The organism is Sphingomonas lutea (assembly GCF_014396785.1).
GTDB classification, from domain to species: domain Bacteria; phylum Pseudomonadota; class Alphaproteobacteria; order Sphingomonadales; family Sphingomonadaceae; genus Sphingomicrobium; species Sphingomicrobium luteum.
In genome coordinates this window covers 1,021,568-1,038,430 of the sequence record NZ_CP060718.1, presented here as the reverse complement: position 1 = coordinate 1,038,430, position 16,863 = coordinate 1,021,568, and the positions used below count along the sequence as shown (strand labels likewise).

Here is a 16,863-nt window from a genome sequence, read left to right as displayed (position 1 = left end):
CATATCTAAGCTGTGGTGACCCCGACAGGATTCGAACCTGTGGCCCTCAGATTAGGAATCTGATGCTCTATCCTGCTGAGCTACGGGGCCCCAACACGAACCGACGAATAGGCAGTCACGCCCTATCGATCAATTGACCTGCGTCGGCGGGACGACGGGCAGCGGAAGCGGCGCAACCGGAACGCCATCTTCGACCAGCGATTTGGCTTGCTCGACCGTTGCTCGGCCGTGAACGGTTTCGTGTTCCAGCTCCCCATTATGCATCTTGCGTGCTGTGGCCGCGAAATCGTCCCCGACCCAGCGCGATTTCTCGAGCATGGCGCTCTGCAATTCAGCCAGCTTCGCCAAGGACGACGACTGCGTCGACTTGCGGGGCACACGTGGCGCCATCGGCGCCTTGTCCACCGCGGCCGATCCGCAAAGGGGGCATTGCACCAGCCCTTGAAGGAGCTGCTCTTCGTAATCCGCCGACGATCGGAACCACGCTTCGAAGGTTTCGCCGCCGTCCCGGCACAAAAGGTCGAAGACGATCACGCGCTCTCGGCCTCCGGAATGGGGCGCCGATGCGTCAAGGCTGGAATGCGCGAGCGGACCTCGGAAATACGCGCGAGGTCGATGTCTGCGAATCCAACGCCGACGTCATTGCCCATGTCGAGCAGGACGTCGCCCCAGGGGTCTACCACAAGGGAGTGTCCGAAGGTCTGGCGTCCGTCCTCATGCTGGCCGCATTGGGCCGCGGCAACGACGAACAGCCCGGCTTCAATGGCCCGCGCGCGCAGCAGCACATGCCAGTGCGCCCGCCCTGTCGGCACCGTAAAGGCGGCCGGGACGGCGATGACGTCGGCATCGGCCTCAGCAATGCGCGCGAAAAGTGCGGGGAAGCGCAAATCGTAGCAGATGGTCAGCCCCAGCTTGCCGACCGGCGTGCCATTGACCAGCATTGCGCCCTTTCCAGCCTGATAGACCGCGGATTCGCGCCAGCTCTCGCCGGTCGGCAAATCGACATCGAAAAGATGGATTTTGTCATACCGCGCGCGGATGCCGCCGTTGCGGTCGATCACGAAACCGCGATTGGCGACCTTGCCGTCATCGACCAGCACTGCGACCGAGCCAAGGTGCACCCAGATGCCGTGCGCCTCCGCCGCTTCGGCGCAGGCGGCAAGGACCCCATCCTCATCCTCGACCCGCAGGTTTCCGGCGGCACGGGCCGAATCGCGGTCGAGCAGGCCCGACATTTCAGGGGTGAAGAGCATCGTCGCCCCGCCCTCCGCCGCGGCACGAATGGCATCGACGAGCGCAGCCGCATTCCTGGCCGGGTCAATCCCGGTGTTCGACTGGAAGACCGCGATCCGGGTCATGCGGCGATCAAGGCGTCCAGCTTTCCGTCGCGATCCAACGCCATCAAGTCGCCACACCCGCCGATATGGCGGTCGTCGATAAAGATCTGCGGGACGGTGGTGCGGCCATTGGCGCGAGAGATCATCACGTCGCGCTCAGGCCCGCCGCCATCGAGCAGGATTTCCTTGTACGCAACGCCCTTGCTGTCGAGCAGGCGCTTGGCCTGCCAGCAGTAGGAGCAAAAGGTCTTGCTGTAGATTTCGACGAGCGGCACGCGCGATCCTTTCGGCACACAATCTAGGTTGCCGCATCAACGCATCAATTGCGAAGGTTTCACCACGCGCGCCCAACTGATCAGCTCCACCCGCTCGGCCCCGGCGCGTTGCAGCGTGCGCGCGCAAGCTTCCGCAGTGCTTCCGGTGGTAAGCACGTCGTCGACCAGGATCACCGTGCGGCCGGCCACGGCGGCCTTGTCCGGAACCATGAAGGCCCCGGCGACTGCCCTCGCCCGCTGCTGCCGGCTCATGCCTTTGAGCGGAGGGGTCCGCTTGACCCGTCGGAGCGCGAACGGATCCATTCTTATCGCAAGTCGCCGCTCAAGTTCGCGAGCAACGAGTGCGGACTGGTTGAAACCGCGCCGCCACATTCGTCCGCGATGCAGCGGTACAGGAACCAGCACCGGCCGCGTCGCGGCGGGATCGACCAAGGGGCTCATGTAGTGCGCCATGGTCCGCGCAATTGCGACCTTGCGGCCGTATTTCAGACGAATCGCAAGACCCCGCGACAAATCGTCATAGCGCACCGCTGCGCGAGATCGGGCGATGATGGGGGGCTGCGCCAGGCAAGCGCCGCACGCCTCGGCCTCGGTTGCCGCCAACGGCAATCCGCATGTCTGGCATCCACCGTTGCCGAGAAATTCGATCCCTTTCCAGCAATCGACGCAAAACCGGTGCAGATCGCCCACGATGATCCCGCAGCCCGGGCACCGTGGGGGCAAGGCGAAATCGAGTATCAAGCCACCCCAAGTGCGCAACAGACCGATCCTCATCAAGGCGCTTGTCGCGTGGAAGGGACCGTCGCACAAGCACCGTCGTGTCCGCTTTGTTCGACCTGGAATTGCGCGCGCGCCGACGTGATCGCGCGGCGCGGCACGGGCCGGCGCTCTTCCTGTTCGACCGCGCCTTCGGGGATTGCCTGGAACGGATAACACTGGTGCAACGCCGCTTCAACCGCGCGCTGATCCTAGGCTGCCCCAACCCGGACTGGCCCGGACAGCTCGCCCGGCTTGTGGATCAAGTCGATGCGACGGATCCCGGTGCATTGTTCGCAAGAGGTGCGCTGGGAACGCAATTTCTGGAGACTGAGTGGAAACCGGCGCCGGGCACGTATGACCTCATCCTCTCCATTGGGATGCTCGACATCGTGGAGGGACTCCCCCTTTTCTTGCGCAATCTTCGGGACGCCTTGCGGCCTGACGGCCTGTTGCTGGGCGCACTATCCGGCGGCGAAACCCTTCCTCAGTTGCGGACGGCGCTGCGTGGCATTGACGGCAAGGCGGCGTCCCCGCACGTCCATCCCCGGATCGAGGCGTCGGCCCTGGCCCCACTTCTTTCCAGCGCTGGCTTCGTCATGCCGGTGGTCGACATCGATCGCGCCCAGGTCAGCTATCGTGGTCTTCCGTCGCTGGTGACCGACCTCCGCCGGATGGGCGCAACCAATATCCTGATCCGACGGGCACGGCAGGGCTTTTCGCGAGCCGAATACGCTACCGCCGCCACCCGCTTTGCCGCCGCCGCCAACGCCGGCCGCACGGTGGAGACGTTCGAAATCCTGCATTTCGCCGGCTGGACACCCGAGCAAAAAGACGGCTGACCCGTCATTAAGGATGTCAGCGGTAAGAGTTATTAACCAGGCGCCCCTTACACCCGCCGCGTGGACGTGGACCAGAGGAGGGTGGCTTGAAAGCTATCCGGAAAATCTTGCGCAAGCTTCGCGCCGACCGGCGAGGAGCTACCGCGATCGAATATGGCTTGATCGCCGCCCTCATTGCCATCGCGATGATGGGTGGGCTGTCAAAGCTAGGTGGTGGCTCGAACGGAATGTGGGGCAACCTCAGCGAGACCATGAACGCCAAGATGTAGGGTCAGCGCGGAGGCATCAGCCCCTGCGGCTGCCATACACGACCAGCTTTACCTTCTGCCCCGGCGCGAGCGCGCTGGTGGGCTGAAGGCCGTTGAGCGACAGGAAGCGTTCCAGCCGGAAATCACGATACGCCATGCGGTTCGCAAGCGACTGAATGGTGTCGCCGCGCGCCACGGTCACGACATCGATCACGCGCGGTCGGATGGCCGATGCTTCAGCGGGCGTGATCCGGCGCACACTGTTGACCATCGACGTGAACGGACCGACGCCGTAGCCTGCGCGCGTCAGCATCACGAAGTGATATACGCGCTGCGCATCCCACTGATAAGCGACAACGCTGACATCCAGCCCGCCGGATCGGGTGTTGACCCGCGTTGCCGTAATCGCCGCGGGCATACCGTTGATCGTCACGCGCTGCGGCGGAGGCACATTGATGTTCATCTGGCCCCGCGTCAGTTGCTGGTAGACGCGCATCGTATAGTCTTCGAGCGAGCCCGTGTAGCGGCCGCCACTGAATTGCGCGCGGCCGGCCGAGCCGGACACGGTCACCGCATAGGTGCCGTTCTGCATGAGATAGCCCTGGGGCACGGTGAACTGGATACGAAGATCGGGATGGGTGAAGGTCGGCCCTTCAATCACCCCCTGTTCGGGATCGTCATCGACATAGATCCCGTCGATCTGCGCCAGATACCCGTCGCGGTTGCGCACGCCCGACCCTAGGCGGCCGCTGGCCTGCGCTTCGGCCATGGCGCGCTGCATGCGATTGGTGCTGAGCGGGTGGGTGCTCGCCCATTCCGGCGTCTGGCGCGACGATCGGCCCTGGACTTGACCCTGAAGCGCGGTGGCGCGCGTCAGCGCCGCCAGGATCCCCGGCCCACCGGCAGGATCGTAGCCGGAGCCGATCAGGTAGCGAAGAGCAAGCGTATCGGCCTGATACTCCTGGTCGCGCGAGAAGCTCAGGGTGCGCATGGCGGCGGCTTGCTGGGCGCTCTGCGAGACCATCCCGCCGAACCCGCCGTTGCCTAACACGGCGCCAAGCACCTGGCCGAGAACGCCAAGCACGCTGTTGCGCTGCGCATAGGCCTGCCGCGCACGGCTGTGGTCGGCGGCAACGTGCGCCGCTTCGTGGCCAAGCGCGAAAGCCAATTGCGATTCGTCGTCGAGCAGCCCGAGCAGTTGGCGCGTGACGTAAATGTAGCCGCCCGGGACCGCGAAGGCGTTTTCCACGGCCGAATTGACGGTGGTGAAGCGGAACGCCTGTCCGGGATTCACCACGCCGGTCTGTGAAGCTACGCGGCGCCCCACGCTTTCGACATAAGCGGCGCGCGCCCCAGTTTCGGCGCCGCCAAGTTCCTGCACCAGCGCGGCATGCTCGCGCTGCGCCTCGGCAACATCGCTGGGATTAAGGTACCGCCCGCCCTGCGCCGAAGCGAGCACCGGGCTGACAATCGCCGCGCTCGCGGCGAGCAAAAGAATGCGCTTGCGCATAGAATATCTTCTCCGTTCGGCGCCGAAATAAGCCGGGCGAGTTTGAACGGAGAATGAAAGGGCGGGTTCCTGCCGGCAATCAGCCGATGGCGAGGAATTTGGCGCGGCGCTGCGCGAGCAGTTCGTCGGGGCCGAGCGACGCGCAGTCCGCGAGCTCTTCGACGATCGCGCCCTTGAGGCCGCCGATCGCGGCGTCGGGGTCGCGATGCGCGCCGCCCAACGGTTCCGACACGATGCGGTCGACGACGCCCAGCGCCTGAAGGTCCGAAGCGGTGATCTTCATGGCTTCCGCCGCATCGGCGGCCTTGTCCGCCGTGCGCCAGAGGATCGAGGCGCAGCCTTCGGGCGAAATAACCGAGTAGACCGCATGTTCGAACATCAGGACCCGGTTGGCGGCGGCAATCGCCACCGCGCCGCCCGATCCGCCCTCGCCCACCACGACGGCGATCATCGGGACCTTGAGCGCCAGGCATTGCTCGGTCGAGCGGGCAATGGCCTCGGCCTGGCCACGTTCTTCCGCCTGCACTCCTGGAAAGGCGCCCGGCGTATCGACCAAGGTGACGACCGGCAGCCCGAACCGGTCGGCCAGCTGCATCAGGCGGATCGCCTTCCGGTATCCCTCCGGCTTGGCCATGCCGAAATTATGTTTGAGGCGGGAGGCGGTGTCGTCGCCCTTTTCATGCCCGATCAGCATCACGCGGCGCCCGTCGATCCGCGCCAGGCCGCCGATGATGGCCGGGTCGTCGGCGAAAGCGCGGTCCCCCGCCAGCGGCAGGAAATCCTCGGCAATGCCGGCGACATAGTCCTTGAAGTGCGGCCGCTCGGGATGACGCGCGACCTGTGCCTTCTGCCACGGCGTCAGCTTCGAATAGGTATCGCGAAGAAGCTTGGACGCCTTGGCCTCGAGACGCGAGACCTCGGCTTCGATGTCGATTTCGTCCGAGCTGTTATGCGTCTCGCGCAATTGGGCGACACGGGTATCCAGCTCGGCGATCGGCTTTTCGAATTCGAGATAGGTCAGCATTGGCGGCGGGGCCTAGGCGGAAGCAGCGGCAGCCGTCAACGACCGCGGGTCGCCAGTGGATGGCGCGCATTGACCAGCTCGACCAGGCGCGCGCTGTCGACATGGGTGTAGATCTGCGTCGTGGCGATGTCGGCATGCCCCAAAAGGGACTGAAGCACGCGCAGGTCGGCGCCCCCGGAAAGCAGGTGCGTGGCGAAGGCATGGCGAAGGACGTGCGGGCTAACCCGGTCGGGCCCGATTCCGGCGTCCGCAGCCAGTCGGCGGACGACCTGGAACAGGCGCACGCGGCTGAGATGCGTGTTGCGGCTGGGGAAAAGCCACAGCGACCCTGCGGGCACAAGCTCGAGCCACCGGTGAACCGCGGTTTGCGCGCGTGAGGAGATCGGGACCAGCCGCTCCTTTCCACCCTTGCCGCGCAGGATCAGGAAGGGCTGCTCCTTGCGGACAGCGGCGCGGGGCAAGGTCACCAGCTCGCTCGCGCGCAGACCCGAACCGTACAGCAGTTCAAGGAGCGCGAGGTCGCGGACCGCTATCGGCTGGTCACTCGCCGCGCGGTCTTCCGCCTGCGCGAACATCCGCCCTACGTCCTGTTCATCAAGGATGCGCGGGAGCGGCCGTTCGAGGCGGGGCCGCGGCAAGGCCGCCGACGGGTCGTCCCCCCGCAACCCTTCGTCCAGCAGGAATCCGTAGAAGCGCCGGAGCGCGGCGGAGCGGCGCGCGACGGTTGATGGGGCGAGGTCGGCCCATGCCTCGCCGAGGCGCGACAAATCCGTCGCACTTGCCTTGCCGAGGGCGGAGCCAAGCGACGCCGCCGTCTGTTCGAGGTCGTTGCGATAGGCCGCAAGCGTGTGGCGCGACGCGCCCGCTTCAGCCGCCATCATGTCGAGGAAACGGTCAACCAGCGCCTGGTCGTCCGCGGTCACGTCCGGGACAGCGCCTCGGCAGCGATCATCCGTGCGCTGAAATCCTGGCCGGTTCGAGTTAGCGCTTGGAGCGATCGATACATGTAGGCCGCGGGCAGGCGGTCGAGCGTCTGTCCCTGAAAACCGGTTCCGGTGAGGACGAGAACAGTGCCGGGTTGGCCTCGGCGCGCCGCCGCCCGGATCATCCGGGTCCAGCTGTTCGAGCGGCCCAGCCCCAGACCGTACCGCAGATTGAGCGCGACCGCTGAGCGTTCATTGATTCGTCCGAGCCCCGCGAGGCCGGCAACAAGCAGCGCGCTGCGCTGCTTGCGGCGGCTTTGGTCGCGATCGATGAAGCTGGTGATCCGGCCGTAGCTGATGTCCACTGCCTCTGCATTGGGCGCCGCAAGCGCCAGCATCGCCCAGGCCCGGTCGGCGTTGGCGTCGTCCATCTGCTGCACGGCGTTGGCCCAGCGCGCCGCATGGCGATCGTACCCCGCAGTCAGCATGGCCGAGATCAGCTCGGGCGCGTCGCTCGCCAAAGCCGCGTCCGGCTGCACCAAAGTTGCGGCGCGGGCGACCAGCGCGCGATGCGCCTCGCGCTCCAGCGTGTCGTTCTCATTGCCCAGGACACGGCGCAAGGCCGCCAGACGCGCGTCGGCGTTGCGCGCGACGAAGGCCTGCCGCAGCTGCCACGCATCCGTCTCGGGCAGGTCGCCGGGATCTGTCGTGTCGTAGATCGTCGCGTAGAGATCGATCAGGGATTGCGAGGAAAAAACGCCAAGGCCGGTCGCGATGTGCGCCGATTTCAAACGATCCTCCGCCGTCAATAATGGCGCCCGCGCATAGAAAGCGTGCAGCTGGGGCGATGCCGTCCCCATCAGCCGCTCCGGCAATGTCATGCCCGTCGCGGTGGCTAGCCCGTAGCGCCAAGCGGTGAGGTGCTCGACCGGTTCCCACTCGACGGTGACGGCGCGTCCCGTGTTCGCGCCGGCGCCGACGACCTTCTCCGCGAGGACGAGGTCGATGCCGCCGATCCGCCCGAACCTTCGTGCCTGGTCGATTTGCGCCGCCGCGCTTTCCGGTTCCCCGGCAAGCGAGGCGCAGATCGCTTCGACCAGCGCGCGGACTCGGGTTTCATGGCGACCGATGCGGCCTTCGATTGGGCACAAGGCCGGCGGGTCCGAGCTGGCCAGCGCGCTTTGCACTGCGACCTGGGTCATCTTGGGCGTGAAGCGGTCGGTGTCGACGCCGGCGATGAGCATGCGGGCGGCATCGGCCTCGCCCATGCGCAGCAGGAGCCAGGCGCGCTCCGCCACCCAATCGACCGGGTGCACGTCGCGTGGCGCCCGCGCTTCGGCAAGCAGCGCCTGGCGCATGCCCATGTGCGCCCAGCGCGAGGCAATCGGCGTCTGCATTCGCCGCATCAGCGTGGAGAGAAACGCCCCGCTGGCGGCGCGCCACGGATTCGCCCCAAGGCCGTGCTGCTGCGGCTGAAGCGCACCGACCGACCACGGGTCGCGGCGGGCGTGGGCGGGATATTCGATCGGTGGCGGCGGCGGAGGCAGGTTGAGCGTGACCTCCGCAACCCCGCTCTCGTCCCCACCGGTCGCCGGGGGCGCGCGCCGCACCGGCGTGGCCGTCGGCTCCACGGCATTCGTCGAAGGTTGCGCGGGAGCCGGCTGGGGTTGGGCAGCCTGCTGCGCGATCGCCGGCAGCGCAACTGCCGCGCCCGCTGCGAGAAGCAGAAGCGCCTTAGCTCGCATTTCCGCTCTGCGGGACGTCGACTTCGATCGTTCGGGCGGGCTGCTCGCTGGGGACCGTCGACAGGAAGTAGAGGCCGCCGACGACGAGCAGGAGAACGATGATAAGGACGATGATTTTCGGCATGGCTTCCCGTGACATTTGAACCCGGTCGGGGCGCTTTTGCCGAGCGCGCAAGCCGCTGTATAGCCTTTTCGCGTGACTGACAGAGCGGAGCGAGTTTGAAGGATCTGGCCAAGCGTCTCGACCGACCCATCGTCCTCGTCGGCTTGATGGGGGTCGGCAAGTCGACCGTCGGCCGGCGTCTCGCCAGGCGCCTGGCCCTGCCCTTCGTCGATAGCGATTCGGAAATCGAGGATGCGGTCGGCCTGCCCGCCGGCGAAGTGTTCGAACGCTATGGCGAGCAGGATTATCGCGATGGGGAACGGCGCCTCGTAGCGCGCTTGGTCGACGGGCAAGTGCGCGTCATTGCCACCGGTGGCGGCGTGTTCGTCGATCCGCGCACCCGCGCCCTGTTGAACGAGCGGACGATCACGGTCTGGCTCGATGCGCCGATCGACGTGCTGGCCGAGCGCACCGGGCGGCGCGACACCCGTCCGCTCCTGAAGACACCCGATCCGAAGGAAACCCTGCAGCGCCTCGCCGAGATTGAGCGCCAGGCGTACGCCGAAGCGCATGTCCACGTGCGCAGCGGGGATGGCGCCCACAAGGACGTGGTCGACGCCATCGTCCGCGAAATCGACGCGCATCTCGCCAGGCGGAGCGCCGCCTAGCCCGGCCTCGACTCCGACTCGCCTTGCACCGACGGGTCGTCTTCCTCGTCGGCCAGCGCGCGATCGGGGGCGAAGGATCGCTCGAGCCCGGCGCGCAGGTTGCCGGTGCTCGCCTGCCGCTCCAGCCGCTCGCAATCGCGCAAGCGATATTCGCGCTCGACACGGTCGACTTCGGCCGACGCGATGCCCGCTTCGGCCAGTGCCGCGCGGCCCATCTTGACCGCGCTTTCGAACAATTCGCGCTGAGTATAGGCAAGGTCGAGACCATCGAGGTCGATCATGTGCCGCCGGTCGAAGGTGCGAACCATGATTTGCGCATGCGGGAATGCCTCAAGCACCCGCGCCAGCGCCTCGCGGCTGAGCGAGCCGGCCGCATTGTCGTTGCAGAACAGGATCGCCCGCGCCTGTTCCGCCCCGGCGAGGCGCAGCAGATCGATCCGCGTGCCGTCGCCGAAATAGACCTTGGTGCCAAAATCGCCGGCAACGTCGATCATCTCCGCGTCGGTATCGACCAGGGTCACCGGAACGCGCTTGGCCATCAGCATCTGGCCGACCGTCTGGCCGAAGCGGCCATAGCCGACGATGATGATCGGCGTGTCCGGGCCAAGTTCGGGCCCGTCGCGCCCGTCGGCACGCTCTTCCCGCCGCTCGAGCCAGTCGGTCAGCCGCATCAGGAACGGCGTGGTCGCCATCGATAGGGTTATGACCGCGCCGAGCAGGGAGGCAGCATCGGAAGTGATCAGCTGCGCCGCCGCCGCCTGCGCGAACAGGACGAAGCCGAATTCACCCGCCTGGCTGAGCAACAGGCCAAGCCGGAAGCTTTCGTTCCAACGCCGCTTCGCAATGCGCGAGAGGAACGTGATGATCGCCGTCTTGATGACGATCACCGCAAGCGCGATCCCGACCACGAACAGCGGCCGTTCGGCGATCACCGACAGGTCGAGCATCATGCCGACCGAGAGGAAGAACAAGCCGAGAAGGATCGAGCGGAAAGGCTCGACATCGCTTTCCAGCTCGTGCCGGTAAGGGCTTTCGGCGAGCATCACCCCGGCGACGAACGCACCGAGCGCGACCGACAGGCCGAACGCATGCATCAGCGCGGAGGCGGCAATCACCGTGAACAGGCCGGCGACGACAAACAATTCGCGCTCGCCCAGACGCCCGATCAGCCGGAACATCGGCGCGAGCAGCAAGCGTCCCGCGAGCACCAGGCCGATCACCGCGACGACGGTGTACAGCGCCAGCATCGCGCCGCCCGGCGCCGCGGGGTCGGGCGGAACGCGCGACATTGCGGCGATGATCGTGATCATCGGCACGATGCTGAGGTCCTGGAACAGCAGGATGGAGAAAGCGCGCTCGCCCTTGGCGGTGGTCAGCTCATTGTCCGCGCGCAGCATCGGCAGCACCTGCGCGGTCGAGCTGAGCGCCAGCGGCAGGCCGATCGCCAGCGCCGCCGCCCAAGTTACGCTCAAAGTACCGCCCGCGAACAGGCTGATCGCGATCCCGCACAGCACGACCTGGGCCAGGCCAAGCCCGAAGATATCGCGCCGCAGCCGCCACAGACGCGCTGGATTGAGCTCGAGCCCGACAATGAACAGCAGCAGCGCAATCCCGACTTCGGTCAGCCCGGCGAGCGCTTCCGGATCGCGGATCAGGCCCAGCACCTGCGGCCCGATCACCATTCCGCCGACGATATAGCCGAGGGTCGCGCCGAGCTTCAGCTTGCGGAAAATGAGCACCGACAGCAGCGCCGCGCCGAGCATGATCGCGGTCGCCTCGAGCAGGACCGTGGTCGACGCGGCGGTTTCCGCCGCACTGCTCATTTGGCGTCCTCTAGCGCGGCCAACAGCGTGCGGAACGGCAGCAGGATCGCCCCATGCCGCCCGCTGCGCGACCGCGCGGGTTCAAGGACATCGAGGCCGGGCCACTCGCCCGGATCGTCGCGCGCGCCCGACAGCCACGCGCTCAGGGCGAGCAATGCGTCCGCCGCGTCCTTATGGCCCATGCCAGTCACCCCCTGCTCCATCAGCGCCGCCGACGCCTGGCCGAAGGCGCACGCCTGCACCGCTTGCGACAGGCATTTGACGCGACGGTGGTCGTCAAGTTCGACCGTAAGGCGAATGACGCTTCCGCAAGTCGGGGATCGTAGCTCGGCCTGGCCATGAACGCTGTCCAGTTCGCGCGGCTCGCCCAGCGAAGCCGCTAGGCGCAGGATGTCGGTCGTGTAGGCGTGCGCGGTCATTCCCGCCGCCATGTAGTCCCAGCCGGTCCGTCCTCCAAAACAATGCCCTCGGCCTTGAGTTCGTCGCGAATACGGTCGGCCGTTGCGAAGTCGCGTGCCGCCTTGGCGGCGACGCGCTCGGCGATGCGTGCTTCAATCGTCGCCACGTCGGCATCGCCCCGAAACCATTCGTCGGCGGAGCTTTGCAAAAGGCCGAGCAGCGCCGCGCTGGCTCTGAGAACTGCCGGATCATCGAGCGCCATCAATCGGGTCAGCGCGAGCGGCGTATTCAGGTCGTCCGCTAAGGCCTCCACAACGCTCTCCCCGGGCGCGCCGGCCGTTGCATCCCCGGCCGACCGGTAGAGCCGATCGAGCATGGTCTTGGCCTGCGAGATCGCATCCTCGGTCCACGCCAGCGGCTGGCGATAATGCGCCGACAGCAGCGCCAGCCGAAGCGTCTCGCCACGATGCCCCTGCGCCAGCAGGTCGGCCGGGGTGATCACGTTGCCAAGCGACTTCGACATCTTCTCCGCGCCCATGTCGACGAAGCCGTTGTGCACCCAATAGCGCGCAAGCGGGGCGCCGCCGTGGGCGCAGCGGCTCTGCGCGATCTCATTTTCGTGATGCGGGAAAATGAGGTCGAGCCCACCGCCATGAATGTCGATCGTCTTGCCGAGATGGGCGCGGATCATCGCCGAACATTCGATGTGCCAGCCCGGCCGGCCGCGGCCCCACGGGCTGTCCCAGCCGACGACGCCTTCGGGGCTAGGCTTCCACAGCACGAAGTCCGCCGGATCGCGCTTGTAGGGAGCGACCTCGACCCGCGCGCCGGCGATCATCGCGTCACGATCGCGGCGCGACAAAGCGCCATAATCGGGGTCGCTCGGGACGCTGAACAGCACATGGCCCTCGGCGGTGTAAGCATGGTTCTTGGCGATGAGTTCCCCGATGATCGCAATCATCGCCGCGATTTCCTGCGTCGCATGCGGCGCGATGTCGGGTGGGCCAACACCAAGCGCGCCCATGTCCTCGAGGTAATGCCGCTCGTAGCGATTGGTGATGACGCCCGGATCGACGCCCTCGTCTTCGGCGGCGGCGATGATCTTGTCATCGACGTCGGTAACGTTGCGCGCGTAAACGAGGGAATTCTCGCCATATTCGTGGCGAATCAGGCGTGCGAGCGTGTCGAACACCACCGCCGGCCGCGCATTGCCGATATGCGCGCGGCCATAAACCGTGGGCCCGCACACATACATGGTGATGCGCTTCGGGTCGGCGGGGCGAAATTCGCGCTTCTCGCGCGCCATCGTGTCGTACAGCCGGATCATTCCTCCCCCACCTTGTTCACATGCAGCCGCCGCGCCTCGACCCAGTCGACGATCGCGCGGCCGCTGGCGTTAAGCAGCGGGAAGGTGCGCGACTTGCGCATCCATTCAGGCCGCGCCGCCTGCGGGCCATAGACCATGTCGGTCGCCAGATTGGCGAGGAGGAAGAAAAGCGTCACGCCGAGCAGCCCCTTGAGCATGCCGAACCCGCCGCCGAGGATGCGGTCGAATGGGCCGAGATAGCGCGAACGCCGGGTCTTTCCGCCCAGCGACCTGGCAAGCAGCTTCACGATCACGAAGCTGGGAAGGAACAGAATGGCGAAGGCGATCACCGCGGCAGCCGGCGAGCTTGAGCCCGTCGAATTGATCAGCCCGGTCCACATTTGATCGTGGAACAGCTTGAGCATCGCGATGGCGAAGACCCAGGCGAGCAGCGAGACCACCTCGTGCACGAAGCCGCGCACGAAGCCGACAAGGGCGCCGCCGATCAGCAGCAGGAAGACGAAGACGTCGAGCGCAGTCATCGCGCTTCGGCTAGCGTCGGCGGACGCAGAGCGCCAGTGGCGCCCCCGATTTGAGGCTAAAGGTAGGGCGCCGGATCCACCGGCCGCGGCCCGGCGCGCTCGCGATGTTCTGCGACCTTTGCCGCCAACTTCGCGAACTGCTCCGGTGAAACGCGATTCTCCGGCTCGTACATCACCAGGCGGTTTTCCAAGTCTTCGTAATAACGATGCTCCGGCATGTCGTGGGGGATCAACATGCTCTCGACCCGACCCCGCTCGGCGAAAGATTCACGGAGCACGGCCACCCGATCCCGGCAATCGATCCGCCAAGCTTCGCCATGCCGGGCGTAGCGATCGGCGAGCCGTTGCACGACGTCGGCGCCAATCGGCGCGACCCGGCTCGGCAAGTCCAATGTGCAAGCGCGGCGAGAGCTGGCGAATGGCATCCTCCCCACCGACCGACTCGACGCCAGCACGAAGCGTGACCGGGAAGGGGAAGCCCATGTCCGCGGCATATCGTCGGATCGTCTCGAGAAAGCGCAGGACGAGCAAGGTCCCCGCCAAGCGTTCCTGTTCGATGCGCTGTTGACCGCTCAGCCCAGCGTCGCTTTCGAGCGCAGCAAGCGCTGCCAACCCCGGAACGTCAATGGCTTCGCTCCGCCCCACCCGGGACGGCGCCCGCTGCCCATGCTCCAGCCGATCGCTGTCCGATTGTGGCGGACGCGGACCGAAGAAACCGGAGGTGAAGACCGTACGATCTTCGGGGAAGGCCGAGAGTTGCAGAAGGATGTCGCGGCATCCCTCGCGTCCTGCGGCCTTGGCGTCGAAGTCCGCTTCGATCGCCGCAGCAACGACCTGCGTCCAATCGCAGTCGAGTGGACGACTATCGTTCAGCGCTTTGATGAGGCGCGGATTGCCGCTCTCGACGATCGCCCGACCGGCCATTTCGAGCGCCGTGTCGAGCTGGCCCAGCTCCACTTGATTGCGGATGGTGTCCATAAGGCTCCATGCTTGGCTAGGCTCGGCCGATCGGCGAGGTGTACGTTTCTCGCACCGGCCGAAGCTGGCCGCAGGCGGCGCCTCGACCGCGGTCGTCGGTTGGTGCCGGTTTATCTCAACCTGATCGTCCTCCGCGCTTCTGGCGGGACGGAAGGTCAATATCGCGCCGACAATCAAGCAGGCGATCCCGAGGACAATCAGAAAGATGATCCCGGTCAGTGCCCCCCACCCTCCAGGTGCAGGCACGACGTTCCGATTGGCGGGCGGGCAGATCGCTCGCACCAATCCCTGCAGCCCCGCGCGAGCATCGTTGCCGCCGACGGTGCAACTCAAGGCGACGAGCGCGGCGGCCAGCAGCAGGACGGCCAGTCCTGCGACCATCAATTCCTTGGCTAGGCGGGACGAACGCTTGCTCATAAATCACGATGTTTCGGTCAAAGCTCCCAGACGGTAAAGACCGCGAAACGATGGGACGAAGCATGGCCATTTGGCATCTTGAGAATCCTGATCCAAATGCGGTTACAGGCAGCGGCGCGGGTACGATGATCGCGCATCTCGGCATCGAAATCGTCGAAGTGGGCGACGATTTTCTAAAGGCGCGCATGCCGGTCGATCACCGCACGGTGCAGCCGCAGGGCCGGCTTCACGGCGGCGCGTCCTGCGCGCTGGCCGAGACGGTGGGTTCGGTCGCAGCCAACATGGTGCTCGACAGCAACCAGTTCCTCGCCGTCGGGCTAGAGATCAACGCCAACCACATCCGCCCGGTCAAAGGCGGATACGTTTACGGCACCGCGCGCCCCGACGCGATCGGGCGGACTACGCAGGTGTGGACGATCAGGATCACCGACGATGACGACCGGCTCGTCTGCATTTCGCGCCTGACGATGGCGGTCATCGCGATGGCGCGCGGCTAACGGCCGAGGATCTGCTCGACTAGCTGGCGCAGGTTGGCGAATTCGGCCAGGCGCATCCCCTTCTCGCCGCCCTTCACGCTTTTAGGCACCCAGGCAGTCTCGAACCCCAATTTGGCGCTTTCCTTGAGGCGCAGCCCGGCATGCGCCACCGGGCGGATCTCCCCCGACAGCGCAATCTCGCCCAGGATCACCGCCTCGCTCGGCACGGGCCGCTCGGACAGCGCGGAAATTAGCGCGGCGGCGACGGCAAGGTCTGCGGCGGGATCGCTCAGGCGATAACCGCCGGCGACGTTCAGATAGACTTCGGATGTCGCGAAACTGAGGCCGCAGCGCGCTTCGAGGACGGCCAGGATCATCGCTAAGCGGCCGCTGTCCCACCCGACCGAGGCACGCCGCGGCGTCGCGCCCGACGCCAGGCGCACGACCAGCGCCTGGATTTCGACGAGCACGGGGCGCGTGCCTTCGATCGCAGGAAAGACGCTGGTGCCGCTGACCGGCTCGCCGCGATTGGTCAGGAACAAAGCCGACGGATTGGCGACCTCCGTCAGCCCCGCGCCTTCCATCGCGAATACGCCAATCTCGTCGGTCCCGCCGAAGCGGTTCTTCATGGCGCGCAGGATGCGATATTGATGGCTGCGCTCGCCTTCGAAGCTGAGCACGGTGTCGACCATATGCTCAAGCACGCGCGGACCGGCGATCGTCCCGTCCTTGGTGACATGGCCAACCAGGATCACGGCGGTGCCGCGCTCCTTGGCGAAGCGCACCAGTTCCTGCGCCGACGCGCGGACCTGGCTGACGGTGCCCGGCGCGCCCTCGATCAGGTCGCTGTGCATCGTCTGGATCGAATCGATGACCAGCAGCGCCGGCGGCTCGCTCTCCCCCATTGTCGTCAGGATATCGCGCACCGAAGTCGCCGCTGCGAGCTGCACCGGCGCGCCGCCAAGCCCGAGCCGGACCGCGCGCAGGCGCACTTGCTCGGCCGATTCCTCGCCCGACACATAGACGACCCGCCGCCCTTCGGCGGCCAGCCGCGCCGCGACCTGCAACAACAAGGTCGATTTGCCGATACCCGGATCGCCGCCGACGAGCATCGCCGAACCGGCAACGATGCCGCCGCCGATCGCGCGGTCGAATTCGGCGAGTCCGCTGGCAAGCCGATCGGGCAAGGCGGCGGGCGTTTCGAGGCCGACCAGCTGGATCGTGCGCCCGCCGCCCTGCAAATTATGCTTGGCCGCAAAGATGCTCGACACATCGGCCGATTCCTGGACGAGCGTGTTCCATTCGGCGCAATCGGCGCACTGGCCCTGCCAGCGGGTCGAAACCGATCCGCAGGCCTGGCAGACGTAACGCGCTTTGACCTTCGCCATGGCGCACAAGTTACTGGAACGAAGCACGAACGCAAGGGGCTGCGCTTTGCTGAGCGACACCTTCCATGGCGCCACGCGTTGATGCCGTTCCCCCAGTTAGGAG

General features: G+C 66.3%; 20 protein-coding genes, 1 tRNA gene and 1 pseudogene. 4 read left to right on the top strand and 18 right to left on the bottom strand.

Going from position 1 to position 16,863, the window contains the following annotated elements; all coding sequences use genetic code 11:
- Positions 1-13: 13 nt before the first annotated feature.
- The 6 genes and pseudogenes from H9L13_RS05310 to H9L13_RS13035 all read right to left on the bottom strand — a co-directional run.
- Positions 14-90, bottom strand: a tRNA-Arg gene (locus H9L13_RS05310).
- Positions 91-129: 39 nt separating this feature from the next.
- Complete coding sequence (locus tag H9L13_RS05305) at positions 130-534, bottom strand: DUF1178 family protein (RefSeq protein ID WP_187539666.1); 405 nt, start codon at positions 532-534, stop codon at positions 130-132.
- Entirely contained in the window at positions 531-1,358 is an 828-nt protein-coding gene (locus tag H9L13_RS05300; RefSeq protein ID WP_187539664.1) for a carbon-nitrogen hydrolase family protein, read from the bottom strand. Before H9L13_RS05300 ends, H9L13_RS05305 begins: the two co-directional genes overlap by 4 nt.
- Positions 1,355-1,612, bottom strand: a complete 258-nt coding sequence (grxC, locus tag H9L13_RS05295; RefSeq protein WP_187539662.1) for a glutaredoxin 3 — start codon at positions 1,610-1,612, stop codon at positions 1,355-1,357. Before grxC ends, H9L13_RS05300 begins: the two co-directional genes overlap by 4 nt.
- A 36-nt stretch (positions 1,613-1,648) precedes the next feature.
- Entirely contained in the window at positions 1,649-2,215 is a 567-nt protein-coding gene (locus H9L13_RS05290; protein WP_425326499.1) for a ComF family protein, read from the bottom strand.
- Between the two features lie 21 nt (positions 2,216-2,236).
- Positions 2,237-2,386 (bottom strand): annotated as a pseudogene (locus H9L13_RS13035) (double zinc ribbon domain-containing protein); the annotation flags it as partial.
- A 53-nt stretch (positions 2,387-2,439) separates the two neighbouring features.
- Between H9L13_RS13035 and H9L13_RS05285 the strand changes: the two are divergent.
- Positions 2,440-3,210 (top strand): methyltransferase domain-containing protein, encoded by a 771-nt coding sequence (locus H9L13_RS05285; protein ID WP_187539659.1) that lies wholly within the window; start codon positions 2,440-2,442, stop codon positions 3,208-3,210.
- 86 nt (positions 3,211-3,296) lie between these two features.
- A complete protein-coding gene (locus H9L13_RS05280; RefSeq protein WP_187539657.1) occupies positions 3,297-3,479 on the top strand; it encodes a Flp family type IVb pilin in 183 nt (60 codons plus the stop codon).
- Positions 3,480-3,495: 16 nt separating this feature from the next.
- Here H9L13_RS05280 and H9L13_RS05275 read toward each other — a convergent pair whose 3' ends face one another.
- The 5 genes from H9L13_RS05275 to H9L13_RS12905 all read right to left on the bottom strand — a co-directional run bounded on the left by H9L13_RS05275 (position 3,496) and on the right by H9L13_RS12905 (position 8,784).
- Positions 3,496-4,968 (bottom strand): M48 family metalloprotease, encoded by a 1,473-nt coding sequence (locus H9L13_RS05275; protein WP_187539655.1) that lies wholly within the window; start codon positions 4,966-4,968, stop codon positions 3,496-3,498.
- 79 nt (positions 4,969-5,047) lie between these two features.
- The gene (locus tag H9L13_RS05270; RefSeq protein WP_187539653.1) at positions 5,048-5,992 is read right to left on the bottom strand and encodes an acetyl-CoA carboxylase carboxyltransferase subunit alpha; all 945 of its coding nucleotides are present in this window, start codon (positions 5,990-5,992) and stop codon (positions 5,048-5,050) included.
- A gap of 35 nt (positions 5,993-6,027) precedes the next feature.
- On the bottom strand, positions 6,028-6,873 hold the full coding sequence (locus H9L13_RS05265) for a tyrosine recombinase (protein WP_187540161.1): 846 nt from the start codon (positions 6,871-6,873) through the stop codon (positions 6,028-6,030).
- A 38-nt stretch (positions 6,874-6,911) separates the two neighbouring features.
- Positions 6,912-8,546, bottom strand: coding sequence for a hypothetical protein (locus H9L13_RS05260; protein WP_187539651.1), 1,635 nt, complete (start codon positions 8,544-8,546; stop codon positions 6,912-6,914).
- Between the two features lie 103 nt (positions 8,547-8,649).
- Positions 8,650-8,784, bottom strand: a complete 135-nt coding sequence (locus tag H9L13_RS12905) for a hypothetical protein (RefSeq protein WP_268825699.1) — start codon at positions 8,782-8,784, stop codon at positions 8,650-8,652.
- A 95-nt stretch (positions 8,785-8,879) separates the two neighbouring features.
- On the opposite strand from H9L13_RS12905, the gene H9L13_RS05255 reads away from it, so the two are divergent.
- Complete coding sequence (locus H9L13_RS05255; RefSeq protein WP_235091205.1) at positions 8,880-9,431, top strand: shikimate kinase; 552 nt, start codon at positions 8,880-8,882, stop codon at positions 9,429-9,431.
- Here the strand turns inward: H9L13_RS05255 and H9L13_RS05250 are convergent.
- From H9L13_RS05250 to H9L13_RS05225, 6 genes are read right to left on the bottom strand one after another with little or no spacing between them, the layout of a single operon-like run.
- Positions 9,428-11,254, bottom strand: a complete 1,827-nt coding sequence (locus H9L13_RS05250; protein ID WP_187539649.1) for a cation:proton antiporter domain-containing protein — start codon at positions 11,252-11,254, stop codon at positions 9,428-9,430. The two genes, H9L13_RS05255 and H9L13_RS05250, sit on opposite strands and share 4 nt — an antisense overlap.
- Complete coding sequence (locus tag H9L13_RS05245) at positions 11,251-11,673, bottom strand: iron-sulfur cluster assembly scaffold protein (RefSeq protein ID WP_187539647.1); 423 nt, start codon at positions 11,671-11,673, stop codon at positions 11,251-11,253. The genes H9L13_RS05250 and H9L13_RS05245 overlap by 4 nt, the downstream gene beginning before the upstream one ends.
- A complete protein-coding gene (gene cysS / locus H9L13_RS05240) occupies positions 11,670-12,980 on the bottom strand; it encodes a cysteine--tRNA ligase (protein ID WP_187539646.1) in 1,311 nt (436 codons plus the stop codon). Before cysS ends, H9L13_RS05245 begins: the two co-directional genes overlap by 4 nt.
- The gene (locus H9L13_RS05235; RefSeq protein WP_187539644.1) at positions 12,977-13,501 is read right to left on the bottom strand and encodes a CvpA family protein; all 525 of its coding nucleotides are present in this window, start codon (positions 13,499-13,501) and stop codon (positions 12,977-12,979) included. Before H9L13_RS05235 ends, cysS begins: the two co-directional genes overlap by 4 nt.
- A gap of 56 nt (positions 13,502-13,557) precedes the next feature.
- Positions 13,558-13,785 (bottom strand): hypothetical protein, encoded by a 228-nt coding sequence (locus H9L13_RS05230; protein ID WP_187539642.1) that lies wholly within the window; start codon positions 13,783-13,785, stop codon positions 13,558-13,560.
- Positions 13,769-14,896, bottom strand: coding sequence for a hypothetical protein (locus H9L13_RS05225; protein ID WP_187539641.1), 1,128 nt, complete (start codon positions 14,894-14,896; stop codon positions 13,769-13,771). The genes H9L13_RS05230 and H9L13_RS05225 overlap by 17 nt, the downstream gene beginning before the upstream one ends.
- Positions 14,897-14,958: 62 nt before the next feature.
- Between H9L13_RS05225 and H9L13_RS05220 the strand changes: the two genes are divergently transcribed.
- On the top strand, positions 14,959-15,393 hold the full coding sequence (locus H9L13_RS05220; protein ID WP_187539639.1) for a hotdog fold thioesterase: 435 nt from the start codon (positions 14,959-14,961) through the stop codon (positions 15,391-15,393).
- Here the strand turns inward: H9L13_RS05220 and radA are convergent.
- Positions 15,390-16,760 (bottom strand): DNA repair protein RadA, encoded by a 1,371-nt coding sequence (gene radA / locus H9L13_RS05215; RefSeq protein WP_187539637.1) that lies wholly within the window; start codon positions 16,758-16,760, stop codon positions 15,390-15,392. The genes H9L13_RS05220 and radA overlap by 4 nt on opposite strands.
- Between the last annotated feature and the right edge of the window lie 103 nt (positions 16,761-16,863).